General features: G+C 53.5%; 13 protein-coding genes. 3 read left to right on the forward strand and 10 right to left on the reverse strand.

From position 1 onward, the window contains the following. Positions 1–54: 54 nt before the first annotated feature. From ACTIDN_RS08435 to ACTIDN_RS08445, 3 genes are read right to left on the reverse strand one after another with little or no spacing between them, the layout of a single operon-like run. Positions 55–324 (reverse strand): hypothetical protein, encoded by a 270-nt coding sequence (locus ACTIDN_RS08435; protein WP_441376696.1) that lies wholly within the window; start codon positions 322–324, stop codon positions 55–57. A 29-nt stretch (positions 325–353) separates the two neighbouring features. Then, positions 354–1,151, reverse strand: a complete 798-nt coding sequence (locus ACTIDN_RS08440) for a copper resistance protein B (RefSeq protein ID WP_441376697.1) — start codon at positions 1,149–1,151, stop codon at positions 354–356. Further along, the gene (locus ACTIDN_RS08445) at positions 1,148–2,956 is read right to left on the reverse strand and encodes a copper resistance system multicopper oxidase (RefSeq protein ID WP_441376698.1); all 1,809 of its coding nucleotides are present in this window, start codon (positions 2,954–2,956) and stop codon (positions 1,148–1,150) included. The genes ACTIDN_RS08440 and ACTIDN_RS08445 overlap by 4 nt, the downstream gene beginning before the upstream one ends. A 692-nt stretch (positions 2,957–3,648) precedes the next feature. On the opposite strand from ACTIDN_RS08445, the gene lldD reads away from it, so the two are divergent. Then, on the forward strand, positions 3,649–4,800 hold the full coding sequence (lldD, locus tag ACTIDN_RS08450; RefSeq protein WP_441376699.1) for an FMN-dependent L-lactate dehydrogenase LldD: 1,152 nt from the start codon (positions 3,649–3,651) through the stop codon (positions 4,798–4,800). A gap of 5 nt (positions 4,801–4,805) precedes the next feature. Here lldD and ACTIDN_RS08455 read toward each other — a convergent pair whose 3' ends face one another. Together ACTIDN_RS08455 and ACTIDN_RS08460 are read right to left on the reverse strand one after the other, a co-directional pair. Further along, on the reverse strand, positions 4,806–5,801 hold the full coding sequence (locus tag ACTIDN_RS08455; RefSeq protein ID WP_441376700.1) for a DUF2125 domain-containing protein: 996 nt from the start codon (positions 5,799–5,801) through the stop codon (positions 4,806–4,808). A gap of 371 nt (positions 5,802–6,172) precedes the next feature. Next, positions 6,173–6,877 carry a lysophospholipid acyltransferase family protein gene (locus tag ACTIDN_RS08460; protein WP_441376701.1) on the reverse strand — a complete coding sequence of 235 codons (705 nt, stop codon included), beginning with the start codon at positions 6,875–6,877 and terminating at the stop codon, positions 6,173–6,175. Positions 6,878–7,055: 178 nt separating this feature from the next. Between ACTIDN_RS08460 and ahcY the strand changes: the two genes are divergently transcribed. Then, positions 7,056–8,345 (forward strand): adenosylhomocysteinase, encoded by a 1,290-nt coding sequence (gene ahcY, locus ACTIDN_RS08465; protein ID WP_441376702.1) that lies wholly within the window; start codon positions 7,056–7,058, stop codon positions 8,343–8,345. A gap of 317 nt (positions 8,346–8,662) precedes the next feature. Then, a complete protein-coding gene (locus tag ACTIDN_RS08470; protein WP_441376703.1) occupies positions 8,663–9,064 on the forward strand; it encodes a DUF3597 domain-containing protein in 402 nt (133 codons plus the stop codon). A gap of 142 nt (positions 9,065–9,206) precedes the next feature. On the opposite strand, the gene dld is transcribed toward ACTIDN_RS08470, so the two are convergent. The 5 genes from dld to ACTIDN_RS08495 form a co-directional block, all read right to left on the reverse strand. Then, the gene (dld, locus tag ACTIDN_RS08475; RefSeq protein WP_441376704.1) at positions 9,207–10,925 is read right to left on the reverse strand and encodes a D-lactate dehydrogenase; all 1,719 of its coding nucleotides are present in this window, start codon (positions 10,923–10,925) and stop codon (positions 9,207–9,209) included. Positions 10,926–11,105: 180 nt separating this feature from the next. Beyond that, on the reverse strand, positions 11,106–12,143 hold the full coding sequence (locus tag ACTIDN_RS08480; protein WP_441376705.1) for a L,D-transpeptidase: 1,038 nt from the start codon (positions 12,141–12,143) through the stop codon (positions 11,106–11,108). Between the two features lie 45 nt (positions 12,144–12,188). Then, positions 12,189–13,928 carry a dihydrolipoyl dehydrogenase gene (lpdA, locus tag ACTIDN_RS08485; protein WP_441376733.1) on the reverse strand — a complete coding sequence of 580 codons (1,740 nt, stop codon included), beginning with the start codon at positions 13,926–13,928 and terminating at the stop codon, positions 12,189–12,191. 79 nt (positions 13,929–14,007) lie between these two features. Then, positions 14,008–15,249 carry a 2-oxoglutarate dehydrogenase complex dihydrolipoyllysine-residue succinyltransferase gene (gene odhB, locus ACTIDN_RS08490; protein WP_415508737.1) on the reverse strand — a complete coding sequence of 414 codons (1,242 nt, stop codon included), beginning with the start codon at positions 15,247–15,249 and terminating at the stop codon, positions 14,008–14,010. Positions 15,250–15,363: 114 nt separating this feature from the next. After that, positions 15,364–18,237 carry a 2-oxoglutarate dehydrogenase E1 component gene (locus ACTIDN_RS08495; protein ID WP_441376706.1) on the reverse strand — a complete coding sequence of 958 codons (2,874 nt, stop codon included), beginning with the start codon at positions 18,235–18,237 and terminating at the stop codon, positions 15,364–15,366. Between the last annotated feature and the right edge of the window lie 53 nt (positions 18,238–18,290).

The raw sequence follows: 18,290 nt of genomic DNA on the forward strand, positions 1-18,290 counted from the left end.
TGGGAAGCCTCATGCTACGCCGAAACGCTCATCCGTGAATTTCCAAAAGGGCTCTTAGCGGTCGAGTGTGGCTGCGGGTGCTTCCGTTGTATCCTGCTGCATGGAGGCATCCATTTTGTGGCAGACCTCCAACTGACTTCTGGCTTTCGCATCCAGTTTTTTGTTCTGTTGCTCTGCCTGTTTCAGGCTTTCACACACTGCCATTTGCTGGTCCATGCTTAATCCAGCCATTGGGTCTGTTGTGGTTGTCTGTTTTTGCCCCTGTGCTGCGTAGACAGGAGATGCCGCCAGAAGAAGCGTAAAAACACAGACAGAATAATGCATTTTCATTCTTTTTCCCCTATTTTTCATGATCAGAACCAGCTTCTCACCCCAAGTGTAAAGCGAACAGAACCCGTATCTTCTCCTTGAGCGTGGGCAATATGACGCGCCTGAGCAAGGTATCCCGCGTATGTCACAGCTACATAGGGAGCAAATTTGCGCCACAACTCGTACCGTAGCCGCAAACCTGTATCAATTTCCGACACACCAGCCCCAACCTGTCGCCCTGCATCAGACTTGGTGTAAAAATTGAGCTCTGCCTGCGGCTGAAGAATAAGACGGTTGGTCAGCAAAAAATCGTAAGACCCTTCGGCCCGCGCAGCAAAGCGCCCGCGATCGCTGACATATGCAGTAGCCTGTACTTCAAACTGATAAAGCGCCAAGCCCTGTATGCCCAACGCGCCCCATGTTCGTGTTGGCCCGTCATCCAGATCAACCCGCACACCAGCCTGCACGTCAAAATAGGTGGAAACGGCACGGCTATAAAGTGCCTCATGCTGACCATCGGTTAAACGGCCGCGTTCCAGCGTGCCTTCACTTTTAAGCCACAGCTTATTGTAGTCTGTGCCGTACCAGCCTTCACCATCCCACCTCAGGTCTGTTCCCGTGCTGTTATATCGCCCTTCCAACGCATTCAGAATGCCATGAAAATACGTACCTTGATCCATAACCGGCTGCATGGAGCCCATAATGACCGCAGGTTTGCCCGTTGGCGCATCCGCTGCATGATATATGGGAGAGGCTGACTGGGACTGGGACTGGGACTGGGCTTGCGCTGGCACCGCCAGCACGCAGCCCACGGCACTGAGTGCTGCAAAAAACGCCTTCATTCCACAATCACCGTACGAAACATGCCCAGATCCATGTGGAGCATGAGATGACAATGGTAGGCCCAGTTTCCCGGCACATCTGCCGTAACCAGATAGCTAAGGCGAGATCCCGGCTGCGAAATGATAGTATGCTTATAGGGACGATAATCTCCCTGCCCGTTTTCCAACTCACTCCATAACCCGTGCAGATGAATGGGGTGCTCCATCATCGTATCGTTAATGAGGGTAAAACGGACGCGCTCTCCCTTTTTAAGGCGTATCGGTCCGGACTCTGAATATTTGCGCCCATTAAAACCCCAGATATAGCGCTCCATATTGCCGGTAAGATGCATAATAATCTCACGCGATGGTGGACGTAAGTCGGCCCCTTTTCTGGTAGCACGAAGCTGTTTGTAGGTCAGCACACGGCGGCCATTATTTTCCAGACCATCGCCGGGGCTGCCCAACCGATCAATCGGCATGACTGCGATATTCTGATTTTCAACATTAAGGCGTGGTGGCCCGGGGTCATCAACCTCTAACGCAGGCTTGCTCATGCTGGCATGCATATGCGCCATACTGTGCCCGGCCATTCCCGGCATTTCCGCCATATCATGCTCCGACCCTGCCATCATGCTATGGTCGTGAGGCATGGCCATATGGTCCATAGACTCACCCGGCTTCATGTCACCCATCCCCATATCCACCATAGTCCGCACGGGCCGTGGGTCCATGGGCGGGACAGGCGCTGACAGCCCTTCCCGCGGGGTTAGCGTACCGCGAGCAAACCCTGTTCTGTCCTCACTTTGTGCAAAAATGGTGTAGGCTTTGTCCTCTTTGGGTTGCACGATCACATCATATGTTTCGGCGACACCAATCCGGAATTCATCAATCGGCACAGGCTCCACATCATTGCCATCCGCTTGCACCACCAGCATTTCAAGGCCGGGAATACGTACGTCAAACAACGTCATGGAAGACGCATTGATAAACCGCAGACGTACTTTTTCACCGGGGGTAAACAAACCGCTCCAGTTCATGCCCGGAGAGTTACCGTTAAGAAGGTAGGTATAAATAATACCTGTGACATCAGAAATATCTGTCGCGGCCATACGCATACGGGACCAGGTAAGCCGGTCTTTCAGGGCTTTGAGGGCGCTACCTGCCTGCCTAGCTTCCTTGGGAAAAGACGCCGCAGTTCTCTGCTTGAACACATAATAATCTGATTGCATCTTCAGATTGCTGATCATGTCCGTGGGGGACACATCCGTCCATTCAGACAGCAGAATAACGTAATCCCGCGCACAGGCATTAGGATCTGGGCTAAGCGGGTCAACCACAATAGCACCGTAAAATCCCTGAGCTTCCTGCATGCCTGAGTGACTATGGTACCAGTAAGTCCCGCTCTGATGCAGCCGGAAACGATACGTAAACTGGCCGCCCGGTGGAATGCCTGAAAAGCTTAACCCCGGCACACCGTCCATATCGGACGGGAGCCGAATGCCGTGCCAGTGGATGGAGGTGGCTTCATCTTTTAAGGTATTGGTAACCGTCACCTCTACCACATCACCTTGCCGCCACCGTAAAATAGGGCCAGGCACCGAGCCCTCAACACAGGGGGCGTGCAGAACTTTGGAGTCAATTTCGGTCCGTTTGCGGCCAACAGTCAGGTTCCACACAGCGGAAGAAGACTGAGGCACAACACCTGAAGGCGGTGCAGCCGCATACCCCGGACGAGTATGAGACGCCCAAGCGCCCAAAGCACCTGCACCCGCCACAAAATGTCGACGCGTGAGGCCGCCTCGGACAAGAGACGAACTGGTCATGTAAAATATCCAAACGTGCTGAGCGTTACGGGGTGCGCCTTATAGGGGCATCACCCTCACAAAATTATGCGCTTAGACGGTTTGGAGTCTGGGCGGCCTGAGCAACGGCGAGCGGGCAGCCCCCCGAAGGCCAAAATCCGACACGAAAAAAAACAGACGCGCCCCAATGCCTAACGAAGGCACCTCCTGCTGCGCCACCGGCTGGACTGCGCTGTCTGACAATAACTGATGGATGTGACAGCAGGCATCACCTTGTGGCCCTGCGGCCCCATGTGATGAATGTTGGTGTGCTGGATGCCTCTTTACATTATTCAGCGTACTGCAAAGCTCATGCTGCACGGCCGAGCGAGTGTGAGAAAGGCCAAGCATAGGGGCGTGCTGAGCCCGTGCAGGAACGATGGCCATAAAAAGCCCAACCTGCATAAACATACAGGCTATCAGACCTATCCATTTTCTGGCCGAACGCTGTGGCATCACACCCTGCATTTCCGAATGAGCAACTCTTTGATCACGGCGCAAAATATACCCCCAGGGGGGATATAGCGCAAAGTCTTTTTTTCTTGAGCCACCGGCCCAGCACTACAAAATAATCATCATTTTTTGCAAATGAGAGTCGTTATTATTTAAGATGGCATTATTGTTATAACGTGCCATAAAGCTGAAGAACACAGCCTTACGTCAGGAGACCGCCAATGATTATCTCTGCCCCAACCGATTACCGGGAAGCCGCACGCCGCAAGCTACCGCCTTTTCTATTTCACTATATCGATGGTGGGGCGTACGCAGAACGGACCATGCAGCGCAATGTGTCTGATCTGGCTGATTTGGCGTTACGGCAGCTTATTTTGCGGAATGTCTCCAACCTTCGCACGGATACAGAACTGTTTGGCCGCAAGTTCGCTTTTCCCGCCGCACTGGCACCCGTTGGTTTGACTGGCATGTATGCACGGCGGGGTGAAGTACAGGCCGCACGCGCCGCCGCAAAAACGGGCATACCCTTCACGTTATCCACAGTATCAGTGTGCCCCATTGAGGAAGTGCAAAAACGATCTTCCGCCCCCATCTGGTTTCAGCTTTATGTGCTCAAAGACCGTGGGTTTATGAAAAACGTTCTGGAACGCGCCAAAGCTGCGGGCATTACAACGCTGGTCTTTACCGTAGATATGCCCACACCGGGTGCCAGATACCGGGATGCCCATTCTGGCATGTCTGGCCCTTATGCGTCCCTCCGGCGCTATGCGCAGGCTATAACACACCCTCAATGGGCGTGGGATGTCGGGCTGCTGGGCCGCCCGCATGATCTGGGCAATATTTCCGTCTATCGGGGCAGCCCCACCAAGCTGGAAGATTACATCGGTTGGTTGGCTGGCAACTTTGACCCATCCATTGGTTGGAAAGACCTTGAATGGATCAGAGAGTTCTGGAACGGCCCCATGATCATAAAAGGCATTCTGGACCCACAAGATGCCAAGGATGCCGTTACCTTTGGTGCCGATGGCATTGTTGTCTCCAATCACGGTGGCCGACAATTGGATGGTGTGCTGTCCAGTTGCCGCGCGCTTCCCCCCATCACCAAAGCGGTCAAAGGCAAACTGAAAATTCTGGCAGACTCCGGCATTCGGTCCGGGTTGGATATTGCCCGCATGATTGCTTTAGGCGCTGATGCCGTTCTGCTGGGCCGCGCGTTTGTCTATGCTTTGGCCGCTGACGGCCAGAAGGGTGTGGAAAATGTTTTGTCCCTGATGGAAAAAGAGCTTCGGGTTGCCATGACGCTGATGGGAGCCAGCACTATTGCCGATATCACGCCCGATAGCGTTGCCAGACTTGATGCAACAGAAGTCTAAACGCCTTACCAACCCCTGACCGGCACAGGAAGGGTAACCGAGCTGTCGGTCATGAGGGATGGAAAGAGTTTCTTCCTTATTTCTTCCACGTACTGGATTTTCTCTGGCGGTAGGGCCTTATCCTGCTCCAGCTTCTGGAGAAAGTCCTGCCAGTGCGCAACTGTCAGCCAACTTTGTCCCTCCAACCCGTATGCAGGGACAAATGTAAGCCGTGCAGACCACGCCAGATGCAAGCCGCGCCACTGGCCAGTGATGCTCTGCACCAGAACATCTGGCGCTCTCTGTGCATCCGGCAACACATCACCCTGCTTTGGGCTGCCCGTATCGTCCAATCCTGCATTGCTGAGCAGGTGCGACCATAGAACACTCCGGTCAGCAACGGTGCCGGGCACAGAAACCACCACCGCAACATTTGATAGGCTTTGGGACAACGGCATGAGCGCCGCCTGATCTGCCGTTATGGCTACCCCCAGAAGACTGGCCTGAGCATCTGCCTGAGCGTTCCATCGCAGCGTACCAGCAAGGTGAGTCAGGACCAGACTGTAGGGGGCCAACCGCCCCTCTGCCGCGGAAACTTTGATAAAATCAGCCCAGAAGCCAACCTTCTGCCCAACACTGCGCGACCACAGCGGCAATGAAACCGTAAAAGGCGCGCCCCCTGCGTGGAGCACAGTCCGGTTCCGAGTGCCCAACGCAAGCCCACCCATCACCTGAAGATGCAGGGAGAGCGGATGCCACGCAGCAAGTTCCACCTCACCCTGCGCCAAAGAAATTTGAGAGAGCGGTATTGCTCCTGCGGAGCAGGTTAAAACCGCGCCTGTGTAAACCTGCCGCACAGCCCAAAGAGTATAGTGCCATTTCTGGCTGGCAGACGTAAGAGTGCACCCAGACCGCACTTGTAATGACGCGGATAGATGGGATGCATACACGGCAGCACTCCCCCACCAAGCTGCATACAGCAGGAGGGAGCCCGTTACTGCACACCATAAGCGCCGTGGCATTCTCACTGGTTTTTTCGTCTTCCTAAAAGCATGTTTCCTACTCACTCTGTTTAAGAGTGGTCGTTTTATCCACACATATTCGCCAGAGCGGGATGTTAAGATCCAACATGTTTAAGAAAATATTCATTATACATACACGATCAAACTCACCCAATGAAAAACTTAACAACTCTTTATTTTTAAATGACTTTTGAGGAAGGCGGAAAAGCACACCCCAACCCAAAACCAAGCTGTTTTATGTCATTTTTATGTAATTGTTACAAAAGACATCAATCAGAACAGTAACGACACAAATAAAGAGACACGAGATCCACATACTTATCCACACCCCACGCACGAAGACACCGCCCCCTTAATGCGTAACATGCTTATCAGCCTATCTGCTTTTCCAAGGTGCGCCATGCAGCTTCAATTTGAGGAAGCAGCACTTTACGGCTTGCGGGGGCCAATGGCTCCCCAATAACCACGTGCAGGACACCTGACCTTTTGAAAAAAGCATTCCGGCCCCAGAAACGGCCGGAGTTGGTAGCAACCGGCACAACTGGCAGGCTCGTATGGGCGGCCATGGCAGCAATGCCCGGTTTAAGGGACACATGCTCCCCGGGCGCTGCGCGTGTGCCTTCCGGGAAAATAATGATCTGTTTGCCAGCCTGTGCTGCCTTCTCCGTCTCCTGCAACAAAGCACGGAGAGCCTTTGCACCATCGGCTCTTTCAATGGGCATCATGCCTGCCAGAATAAGCATAGGCCCCAGAAGCGGAATACGCCGCAACTCACCTTTCATGACGTAAGATGGGCGAGGCACCAGCAGCATCCAGATAAGGGTATCAAAGGCCGACTGATGCTGAGAAGCGATGAGGAATGGTCCGTTAAGTTTGGCAAGCCTCTCCTGCCCGCTAATCTGCACCCGCACACCGCAAACCGTGCTGAAAAGCTGGATCATCAACCGTGACCAGAGCTTGGCGTATGCCAGAGCTTGCCCGCGGGCAAACCAGCGGATGGGGAACGCCCCTATGCCCATGACGACCGTGAGAGCGAATGCCAGAATATTGAACAGAAATGAGCGAATAACAGCCATGACCGCGCCTTATGACCTTTCTGCAGCATGCTTTGGAGGCCTTTTGCAGACCAGAAAATACCTTACCATGCAAGCCGCAGCCCGTATTAAACACGAAACAGACCGGTTATAGCTGGCCTGTACGCCGCTCACACTGTATAGAAACGCACCATTACGACCTATAAGATACAGGACAGACATGACTGACTATAAGGTAAAAGACCTTTCCCTGGCAGAATGGGGCCGCAAGGAAATTTCCATTGCCGAAGGCGAAATGCCCGGCCTGATGGCTCTGCGCGAAGAATATGGTGCAAGCCAGCCCCTTAAGGGTGCGCGCATTGCAGGCTGCCTGCACATGACCATTCAGACTGCTGTTCTGATTGAAACATTGACCGCTCTGGGTGCTACGGTTCGCTGGTCTTCCTGCAACATTTTCTCCACGCAGGACCATGCTGCGGCTGCCATTGCTGCTGCTGGTATTCCCGTATTTGCGTGGAAAGGCCTGACGGAAGAAGAGTTCAACTGGTGCATTGAACAGACCATTAAAGGTCCGGACGGCTGGACCCCCAACATGATTCTGGACGATGGTGGTGACCTGACGGTCATGATGCACGACCAGTACCCAGAACTGCTGGCTGACGTAAAAGGCCTTTCTGAAGAAACCACAACAGGTGTACATCGCCTGTGGGAAATGCAGAAAAAAGGCACGCTGAAGGTTCCTGCCATCAACGTGAACGACAGCGTTACCAAATCCAAATTTGATAACCTGTATGGCTGCCGTGAAAGCCTTGTTGACGCCATCCGTCGTGGCACGGACGTCATGATGGCTGGTAAGGTTGCCGTTGTTGCTGGTTATGGTGACGTGGGCAAAGGCTCTGCCGCTTCCTTGCGTAATGCTGGTTGCCGCGTTCTGGTCACCGAAGTTGACCCGATCTGTGCCCTTCAGGCCGCCATGGAAGGCTATGAAGTTGTGACCATGGAAGATGCAGCCCCACGCGGCGATATCTTCGTGACAGCAACAGGCAATGTGGATGTCATTACGGTTGACCACATGCGCGCCATGAAAAACCGCGCCATTGTGTGCAACATCGGCCATTTTGACTCTGAAATTCAGATTGGCGGCCTGCGTAACTTCACATGGGACAACATCAAACCGCAGGTTGATGAAGTTGTTTTCCCTGATGGCAAGCGCCTGATTGTTCTGTCAGAAGGCCGTCTGGTGAACCTTGGCAATGCTACAGGCCACCCGTCCTTCGTGATGTCTGCTTCCTTCACCAACCAGACGCTGGCACAGATCGAACTGTGGACAGCACCTGCTGGCAAGTATGACGTTAAAGTCTACACTCTGCCGAAGAAGCTGGACGAAAAAGTAGCAGCCCTGCACCTTGCAAAAGTTGGCGCACAACTGAGCAAAATGAGCCAGACACAGGCTGACTACATTGACGTGCCAGTAAACGGCCCGTTCAAACACGAAGAATACCGCTACTAAAAAACATCCGGCACGGCCTGCTTTTGCACCGTGCTGGATAAGAACGCAGGGCGTCATGCCCTGCGTTTTTTATGATGCAGATTCAAAATAAACTGCATGTATTGATAGAATGCATATAACTGTGTTGTTCAGAAATACAAAAAACAGATAAGAACCAAAAAGCTTATTTGATTAACCAAAGTTAATTTAAACTTTTATTTCTCATCCTATGCAACCCTAGGCGGTGTTATATACTTGAACCCGCACAAGCCCTGACGTCATTACGCCATATTTTTTGGCCACTATGTTGGGGTACTATTAGCAAGGAGAACTTGAGCATGAGCATTTTTGGCTCCATTCTGTCTTCCATTTTCCACCATGCAAAAGCAGCTACACCTGACAGCACAACAGGCGCAGCAGCAGTAGCCTCTGCTGCTGTCCCTACCGATGCATCCGCTGGCGCCGCAGCAACCCCACCAGCTGGCACACCAGTAAACATTGATGCCGTTCTGGCTGACATGGCTGCGAAAAACGGCCAGAACCTGAACTGGAAAGAGTCCATCGTTGACCTGCTGAAACTGCTGGGCCTCGATAGCTCCCTCGACTCTCGTAAAAAGCTGGCTGGTGAACTGGGTTACACCGGTGACACCAATGATTCTGCAACCATGAATATCTGGCTGATCAAACAGGTTCGTCAGAAACTGGTTGAAAACGGCGGCAAGGTTCCTGCTGGCCTGTAAAACCTGACTGTTTCTACTGTCTTTCGCTTACTGAAAAAGTAGAAATACTCTGAGTATAAAAAAGCGTGCAAGGCTTTCGCTTTGCACGCTTTTTTTATGCTGCCGCATCCCCGCCCCAAAACTAAGGAGCGGGAAGAAATGCTTAAACGCTTTCCGCGACCCAGTTGCGCTTTTTGGTTGCCTGCCCAATGCCGGGATTAAAGCAGTTGCATGGGTCCAGTGTACGATAGTGCGCCAGCATGTCTTCTGGGGCCTCGTACAAATGCCCCACATTATGTTCCGCAGGGTAACGGGCTCCGCGCTGGTCAAGCCCCGGCAGCATGCTGTGCTCAACAGCAACGGCGTTATAACCTTTTTTAATGACGTAATCCTGATGCATGACGTGGCACAGGAAATGACCGTAATAGAGTTTGACGATAATCTTGTCTTCAATCTCCTGCGGCAATGTTTCAAACCACTCACGGTCATTCCGCCGTAGAGCCACATCCAACGCCACAATATCTTCCGCCTCACGGTGATGTACGGCACGATACCGCACAGCCGCCCCGGCCGCTGCAAAGCGATGCAGGAATGCGCGGCTCCCTTCATCGGCCGTACATTCAAAATATGCGCCAGACACGTTGCCAAAATAGTCAGCCAGATAGGTGCGCATGGCAGGAGCAAGCGTTTCCGTCACTTTAAGCATCAGGTGATGCTCGTACTTATCACGGTAGTCGAGCATCCGTTCTGGCAGCTGGTTAGGAATGAAGGCACTGAACGCCTGCATAATACGATCACTGAGGTTTTCAGGCAGAAACCCAAATTTTTTCGTAAAAATATCCAACCGGGATTTCATGGCAAACATTTTGGGCAGGAAAGCCGTGCCAAATTTGCGAATAATCGCAAAGGTATCCTTGCCGTATTTCTCCGCAATATTAAACGCATCACGGTGCATATACTCGCCAGCAATCGGCAGTTCATCAAACGCTGTCAGAACATGCCGACGCAGATCCTCCAGTTCATCTGTGCTGTTGGTGCCAATATAGAAAACGCCGGCGTTCTTGTTGGCAGGAAACGTATCCAGACGTACGGCAAACACCACCAGCTTGCCTGCACAGCCTGCGGCCTCGTGCCAACGTGCCGGGTCAGCGTTGTAGCGTGCCGGTGTATCGGCATCTACATCACGCACGTGGGTAATATAATGGCCATCATGGCCATGCCCCGCATCCCACTGGATATCGGCATCACTGAAAGTACCAGCCTGCAATTTTGCAAGAATACTTTCCGGGTCATTGCCCAGATCAATGCCCAGATGGTTGACCAGACGGAGCTGCCCATCTTCCCCCACCTGCCCAAAAACCGCCATCTCGGTATAGGCCGGACCACGCTGTACCAGTGCGCCGCCAGAGTTATTGCTGATCCCCCCAAGCACCGAAGCCCCAATGCAGGATGACCCGATAACAGAGTGGGGTTCACGCCCTATGGCGGCCAGCTTGCTTTCAAGCTCATACAAGGTTGCACCGGGCAAGCAGACAACCTGTTTGCCCTCACCAATCAGATGGCTCCCTGTCAGCCTGAGTGTGCTGATCAACACAATCTCACGGTCATAGTTGTTGCCATCAGGCGTTGAACCACCGGTAAGCCCTGTGTTGGCCGCCTGCATAATGATAATTTTATCTGCCTGAACGCAGGCCTGCGCCACGCGCCATAGCTCAATCAAAGAGCCGGGCTGCACAACCGCCAGAACATTCCCGGAGCCAAACCGAAAACCATGCCGGAAGCGATACGTCTCAGCCTCTCCCGTCAGCACATGATGGCTGCCAACAATGGCGTTAAGGCTGCTGAGTAAAGACTGGTCAGCCTGAGGCTGGATCTGGGTCATGGAAGCGGGAACTCCGGTAAGGGAAAGTACTCTAAACGCGTGCTGTTACAACACCTGCTTACCGTTATACCACTCTCCTTACGGGATGCCTGCCTCTCACTGCCTGTTGAGCTTTAAATATCCGTTCACATTTCTGAAAAAAACCGGCCCCGCACGTGGGGGAGCCCGGCCTCAAGACTGTTAACCTCTTGAAGCCGCACCATGCGGTTTGGTCGTGGCCTTGGCATCTGCTGTATTCACACTCATAACCTCTGGCATATCTGCGGTATCCACCACGACGACAGTAGCCCCAGCCAGCGGAGATGGCGTGCGGTCAGGCCGCAGGAGCGCCTTGAAGCGCTCATCGATCGCTGACATGCGCTCATATTCCGCATCAATCAGGCCATGCTTATCAAAAAATACATTGAGAGCTGCCGGAATACGAATGCAGCCTTCTGACGCCGTGTGCCCTAACCGGCTTTCCAAATAAACGGGGTCTGTCGCGTGCATCTCCAGCCGGATCTGCCCTTTTTCACGGCTGGGTAGCCAGCCTTTTTCGGCCCATTGCCACCCGAAGTCCCACACGCGCATACCCTTGATGCCGTTGCCCATAATACCATTTTCATTCTTGGTGCCCAAAGCACGATAACCAAGAATATCAGCAGTATTCTGGAAAACACCCGTAGGCGTAATGTAATAAAATTTCCGGCCTGTTGTGCCTGTAGAGACCTTTGTACTGCCTATGACCTGCCAGTCAGAACTATGCGGCAACGCTAGAAAAATGCACAGCCGCTGCACAGCCGGGTTACGATCAACCCCAACGACAACCTGAGGCCGGTCAAGCGGATAGCCGGATTCCGTCAACTCCTTCTGGGCAAGGGCAACCCATGCCTCTTTCCGCACAGTTGGCACCTTAACGGCAGCAGGTACTTCATGCCTGAAGGCGTGGTTGAGCACTGTGGCTTCCACACGCGCCTGCTCCTCCGTCAAAATCGGAAGGGATGGAATTTGCAGCGCAGGCGCTGCCTCTGTAACCGATTCGGGAATAATAACGGGAGAGGGTGCCCCCTCCCTGTCTGCTGCGGCCCCTTGGTGCCCAGCAGTATCGGCAACAGGTGGCAGAACCTTAGAGGTATCCTGCTCCTGCGCCTGAGTGAGTTCTGGCACAAGGAGCAAACTGCCCGCCAGAAAAAGCAAGATCGGACCTTTTGCTCCGTGCACGCCATATACTCCTGTCATTCATGCCAGAAGACTATGGCACCCCTTCCCCTAAGAAGGAAATCTTCAAATATTCAGTGACCGGCCATCAGCCCCCAAAGCGGCTTCTTTCACGGCTTCGCTCAAGGTTGGATGCGCGTGGCATACGCGGCCAATATCTTCAGCAGAAGCGCCAAATTCTATCGCCATAGTGGCCTCTGCAATCAATTCACCCGCTGCGGGGCCAATGATATGCACGCCCAGTACACGGTCTGTTTTCTTACAGGCCAGAACCTTCACAAATCCGTCTGTCATGCCCAGCGCCCGAGCACGCCCGTTTGCCATGAAAGGGAATTTACCGGTTTTGTACTCGGTCCCTTTTTCCTTCAGTTGCTCTTCTGTCAGACCGACTGATGCAACTTCCGGCCATGTATAAATAACGCCGGGGATGGCGTCATAATTAACATGCCCAGCCTGCCCTGCCAGAATTTCAGCCAGAGCAACGCCTTCTTCTTCTGCTTTATGGGCCAGCATGGGGCCTGCAATCACATCCCCAATGGCGTAAATGCCGGGTACATTGGTTGCAAAATGGGCATCTGTAACAATGCGGCCCCGCTTATCCAGCTCAATACCGGCTTCTTCAAGGCCCATATTTTTGCTGGCGGCCGTGCGGCCCACTGCCACCAGAACAATGTCAGCTTCAAGCGTTTCGGCCTGCCCACCGGCTGATGGCTCAACCGTCAGGGTAACGCCAGTCTTGGTTTTTTCGGCTTTGGTCACTTTATGACCCAGCTTCATTTTGAAACCCTGTTTCACCAGAAGTTTCTGGAACTGGGTAGCAACTTCCTTGTCAGTACCGGGGACCAGACGGTCAAGAAACTCAACAACCGTCACCTCTGCTCCAAGGCGGCCCCACACGCTCCCAAGTTCAAGGCCAATCACACCGCCGCCAATAACCACCAGCCGCTTTGGTACGGCTGAAAGCTCAAGCGCACCTGTGGAGGTAACAATAACCTTCTCATCAATTTCAATACCGGGAAGGTTGGCACTGTCACTGCCGGACGCAATGATAATGTGTTTTGCCGTAACGGGCTTGCCATCAACCGTGATCCGGCCTGTGCCTTCAACCTTACCGTGGCCTTTAAGCCATGTGATGCCGTTTTTCTTGAAAAGATATTCAACACCTTTGGTGTTGGCTTCCACAATATCACTTTTGCGGGCCTGCATTTTTGCAAGGTCCAGCTTCACGCTATCAATCACAACGCCATGGGCTGCAAAATCATGGCCGGCTGCATGGTAGTTTTCAGAAGACTGCAAGAGTGCCTTGGAGGGAATGCAACCCACGTTCAAGCATGTGCCACCAAGGGTTGCGCGTTTTTCAACGCAAGCCACCTTGAAGCCAAGCTGCGCGGCACGAATGGCGCCAACATACCCACCGGGGCCAGACCCGATAACAATAACGTCGTAGTCCGTCTCTTTCGGAGCTTCTGCTGCGGGTGCAGCTTTGGCTTGGGGTTCTGCTGGCTTTGCGTCCGTTTTAGCAGGAGCAGCCTGTGCTGCCGGTTTTGCGCCTGCCGCGTTTCCGGCTGCACCTTTTTCCAACACAGCAAGAACTGCGCCTACATCAACCTCATCGCCTTCCGCAACGGCGTGGCTTTCCAGTCGGCCATCGGCAGGGGATGGTACTTCTACACTGACCTTGTCTGTTTCCAGTTCTACCAGTGGCTCATCTGCCTTGACCGCATCACCAGGCTGTTTCAGCCATTTCCCGACCGTGGCTGTGGTCACGCTTTCCCCAAGGGAAGGTACTTTAATTTCGATTGGCATGAATCTCGTCTCGCTTGCGTTCAGGGTCAGATAAGAGAAAACAGGCGGGGCCATGATCACCCCCGCCTGTCACCGGCTCTCAGACGTCGATCAGAAGGCGGCGTGGGTCTTCCACGTTCTGTTTAATACGAACTAGGAAGCTGACTGCTTCTTTCCCGTCCACAATGCGGTGGTCATAAGACAGCGCAATATACATCATCGGACGGATAACAACCTGCCCTTTTACGGCTACAGGGCGTTCCTGAATGGAGTGCATGCCCAGAATACCGGACTGCGGCGCATTCAGGATTGGTGTGGACAGCAGAGACCCATAGATACCACCGTTGGTAATGGAGAAGGTGCCGCCGGAAAGGTCATCAATCTTCAATGTCCCTTCACGTGCTGCCTTACCAAAACCGCCAATGGCTTTTTCAATCTGTGCAAAACCAAGTTTGTCAGCATCACGGATGACTGGAACCACCAACCCGTTTGGTCCGCCAACGGCGATACCAAGGTTGACATAGTCACGGTAGATCACGTCCTCGCCGTCAATTTCCGCGTTGATGGCAGGAAACTCTTTCAACGCAGCAATAACAGCGCGGGAGAAAATGGACATAAAGCCCAGCTTCACGCCGTGTTTTTTCACGAATGAGTCCTGATATTCTGCCCGTAGTTCCATAGCGGCGGACAGGTCAACCTCGTTAAAGGTTGTCAGAATAGCAGCAGTGTTCTGAGCGTCTTTCAGGCGGCGGGCGATGGTCCGGCGCAGGCGCGTCATCTTCACGCGCTCTTCACGTGGGTCATCATTACGTGGGGGTTTGGGTGCCGCCTGTTGCTGGGCTACCGGAGGCTGAGACAGGAAGCTTTGCACATCACCCTTCGTGATGCGCCCGTTCAGGCCTGAGCCCTGACCAACCTGATCTGCGCTCAGGTTGTTTTCCGTCATAAGTTTACGTGCTGCGGGGAGAGCGGCAGCGGCATCTATTGCCGGAGCTGCTTTTTTGTCGGCTGGCGCAGCGGCAGGGGCCGGTGCTGCTGGAGCAGCCTGTTTTTCAGCCGTTTTTTCAGCAGGCGCTGGCTGTGCTGAAGGCTTGTTGCCACCGGCACCGGGTTCAAGGGTTGTCAGCACCGCACCAACTTCCACTTCATCCCCTTCCTTAACGGCTGCCGTGCCGAGCACACCAGCTTGCGGGGCAGACACTTCAACGCTGACCTTGTCTGTTTCAAGCTCAACAATCGGTTCATCCGCGGCTACGGCATCACCGGCTTTTTTCAGCCATTTAGCAATGGTTGCAGTGGTAACGCTTTCACCTAGTGTCGGCACCTTGATCTCGACTGACATCTCTATCCCCATTTTCTTCAAACATGCACCGGTGGGGTTTTATACACCAGACCCCACCTGTCGTTTCTCACCCGTTTTCCAAGCATGGATGACCTGCTTAGATAGTTTCGTATTTCAGTCTGTTTTCTTCACGCCCAACGCTCTGGCAATAAGGTCAGCCTGCTCCGCAGCATGAATACGGGCAAGGCCCGTTGCAGGGCTGGCGGCCGCAGCACGACCCACATAAGCTGGACGACCTGCTTTATGTTTGGCAGCAACAAGCGCTTTTTCGATACGTCTGTCAGCAAAGTGCCAAGCTCCGCCGTTTTCCGTTTCTTCCTGACACCACACAACCTGTGCGTTCGGGTAGCGCTTCAGTTCAGCAGCCAAGGCGGCTTCAGGGAACGGATAAAGCTGCTCAAGACGCAGGATGGCTACCTTGTTCAGCTCTTTCTCGCGCCGTTCTGCCAGCAGGTCATAATAGACCTTGCCAGAACACAGCACGACACGTTCAATCTCGGCATCCGCAGCCAAAGCGTCAATTTCTCCCAGCACGGGCTGGAAGCGCGTACCAGGCCCAAAGTCCGTCAGAGCAGAGACTGCCAGCTTATGACGCAGCAGGGACTTTGGCTCCATAAGGATCAAAGGCTTACGATAATCCAGCTTCAACTGGCGGCGCAGGGCATGGAAGTAGTTTGCTGGCGTTGTAATGTTGCAGACAAACATGTTGTCTTCCGCACACAACTGCAAATAGCGTTCCAGACGCGCAGAAGAATGTTCCGGCCCCTGCCCTTCGTACCCGTGTGGCAACAGCATGACCAAGCCAGACATACGCAGCCATTTGGTCTCACCCGAGGCTATGAACTGGTCAATAATAACCTGTGCACAGTTGGAGAAGTCACCAAATTGAGCTTCCCACAACACGAGGGTTTGCGGGTTACGGAGCGAGTATCCGTATTCAAACCCGAGCACCCCGTACTCTGAAAGAAACGAGTTCCAGATTTCAATTTTTGCCTGCTCAGGCTGAATATGATTGAGTGGCGTGTACTGGGACTGGTTGGTCTGATCAATCAGTGTGGCATGGCGTTGGCTGAATGTGCCACGCTGGCAGTCCTCACCAGACAGACGCACACGGTGGTTTTCCAGCAGCAGGGAACCAAAACCCAGCGCTTCACCCGTGGCCCAGTCAAACCCTTCGCCAGTCTCAAACATAGCCGCTTTGGCTTTAAGCTGACGGGCAATTTTTGAGTTCAGGTCAAAATCATCAGGAACAGTGGCCAGCGCTGCCCCAATGGTTTTCAGTTTATCCTGTGCAATCCCTGTTTCCGGGTAGGCGCTTTCCACCTTGCCGGTTGGCGCTGTCAGGCCGGACCAGCCGCCCTCCAGCCAGTCTGCCTTGTTCACTTTATAGGACTGTGCAGCTTTATAATCCGCATCCAGCCGTTCAAAGAAGGCATCCCACTGGGCTTTTACATCATCTTCCGTCACCACACCTGCGGCAATAAGACGCTTGGAATATAGTGCGTGGGGCGTTTCATGCTCGGCAATGGCTTTATACATAACCGGCTGTGTAAAAGCTGGTTCGTCCGTCTCATTGTGCCCGTGGCGACGATAGCAGACGATATCCAGCACGATGTCACTGGCAAATGCCTGCCGGTAATCTTCTGCCAGACGGGAGGCGCAAATTACCGCCTCTGCGTCATCACCATTCACATGCAGCACAGGCGCTTCAATGGCTTTGGCAACATCTGTTCCGTAAACGCCGGAATGACCGTTTTCCGGGTTGGTTGTAAACCCAACCTGATTGTTCACCACCATGTGAATGGTGCCACCCGTACGGTACCCTTTGAGCTGAGACATGGAGAATGTCTCATACACAATGCCCTGACCGGCAAAAGCTGCGTCGCCATGGATTACGATACCCATGTGCGCTGAGCGGTTTTCCGTATCGCCCGTGTCATCCTGAATGGCGCGCACTTTGCCGCACACAACCGGGTCAACCGCTTCAAGGTGAGACGGGTTGGGCTGGAGAGAAATATGAACGGAGTGGCCGCCCACTTCTACATCAGTTGAGGAACCCAGATGATATTTCACATCGCCTGAGCCTGCGACATCATCCGGTTTGAAAGACCCGCCAGCAAATTCATTAAAAATGGCCACATAGGGCTTGCGAACCACATTGACCAAGGTGTTCAGGCGGCCACGATGCGCCATGCCAATGGTCACAGACCGGACGCCCTGACTGGCCCCCTGATCAATAATGGCGTGAAGAGATGGAATGGAAATTTCCCCCCCTTCAAGCCCAAACCGTTTGGCACCTACATACCGTTTCTGACAGAAGGACTCAAAGCCCTCGGCTTCGGTCAGGTTCTTCAGAATGGCTTTCTGCTCTTCGGGTGTAACAGCCTTCTGCCAGTTATCGCCTTCAAGACGTTGGCGGAACCACTCACGCTGCTCCTCGTTGCGGGCATAGAGATATTCCGCGCCGATTGTATGGCAATAAACCCCGCGCAAGGCAGCAACAACGTCCTTGATCTTGGCGGATGGCCCCTTAAGCAGAGGTTGAAGCAGCGAGCCTATATAGACCTCGCGATTCTGGTCCTTATCGCCAAAACCATAGGTGGCGAGCGCAAGCTCCTTACGGGGCTGAGGCACTTTAAGGCCAAGCGGGTCCAGGGTGGCTTCAAGGTGCCCATATTCCCGGTAAGCCCGCACAAGGCGCGCAATTGCCAAGCTGTCTTCAGCAGCCAAACCACCTGCGGCACTGGCTTTAGCCCCTTTTGCGGGGGACTCTGGCTCGTCACCCGTAATAATGGAAGCACGGGGTGCCCATGAAGGCCCCACAGCGTCTTTCAGGACGGCGGCTTCTTCCTCTTCCAGAGAACTGAACAGTTCATCAAAAGAGGGATCTACTGTTTTGTGATCTTTGGCCCACTGGGCATACAGATCAGCAAGATAGGCAATATTGGCCCCATTAAGCGCCGTTGCCAGTACATCTGAAGCTGCCATGTCAGACTCCTTCCCGTTGCGGGGCCAGCCCGAACTGGTGGCCTTGCATTGTG

Origin of the sequence: Acetobacter sp., from assembly GCF_052102375.1 — a bacterium.
Lineage (GTDB): Bacteria > Pseudomonadota > Alphaproteobacteria > Acetobacterales > Acetobacteraceae > Acetobacter.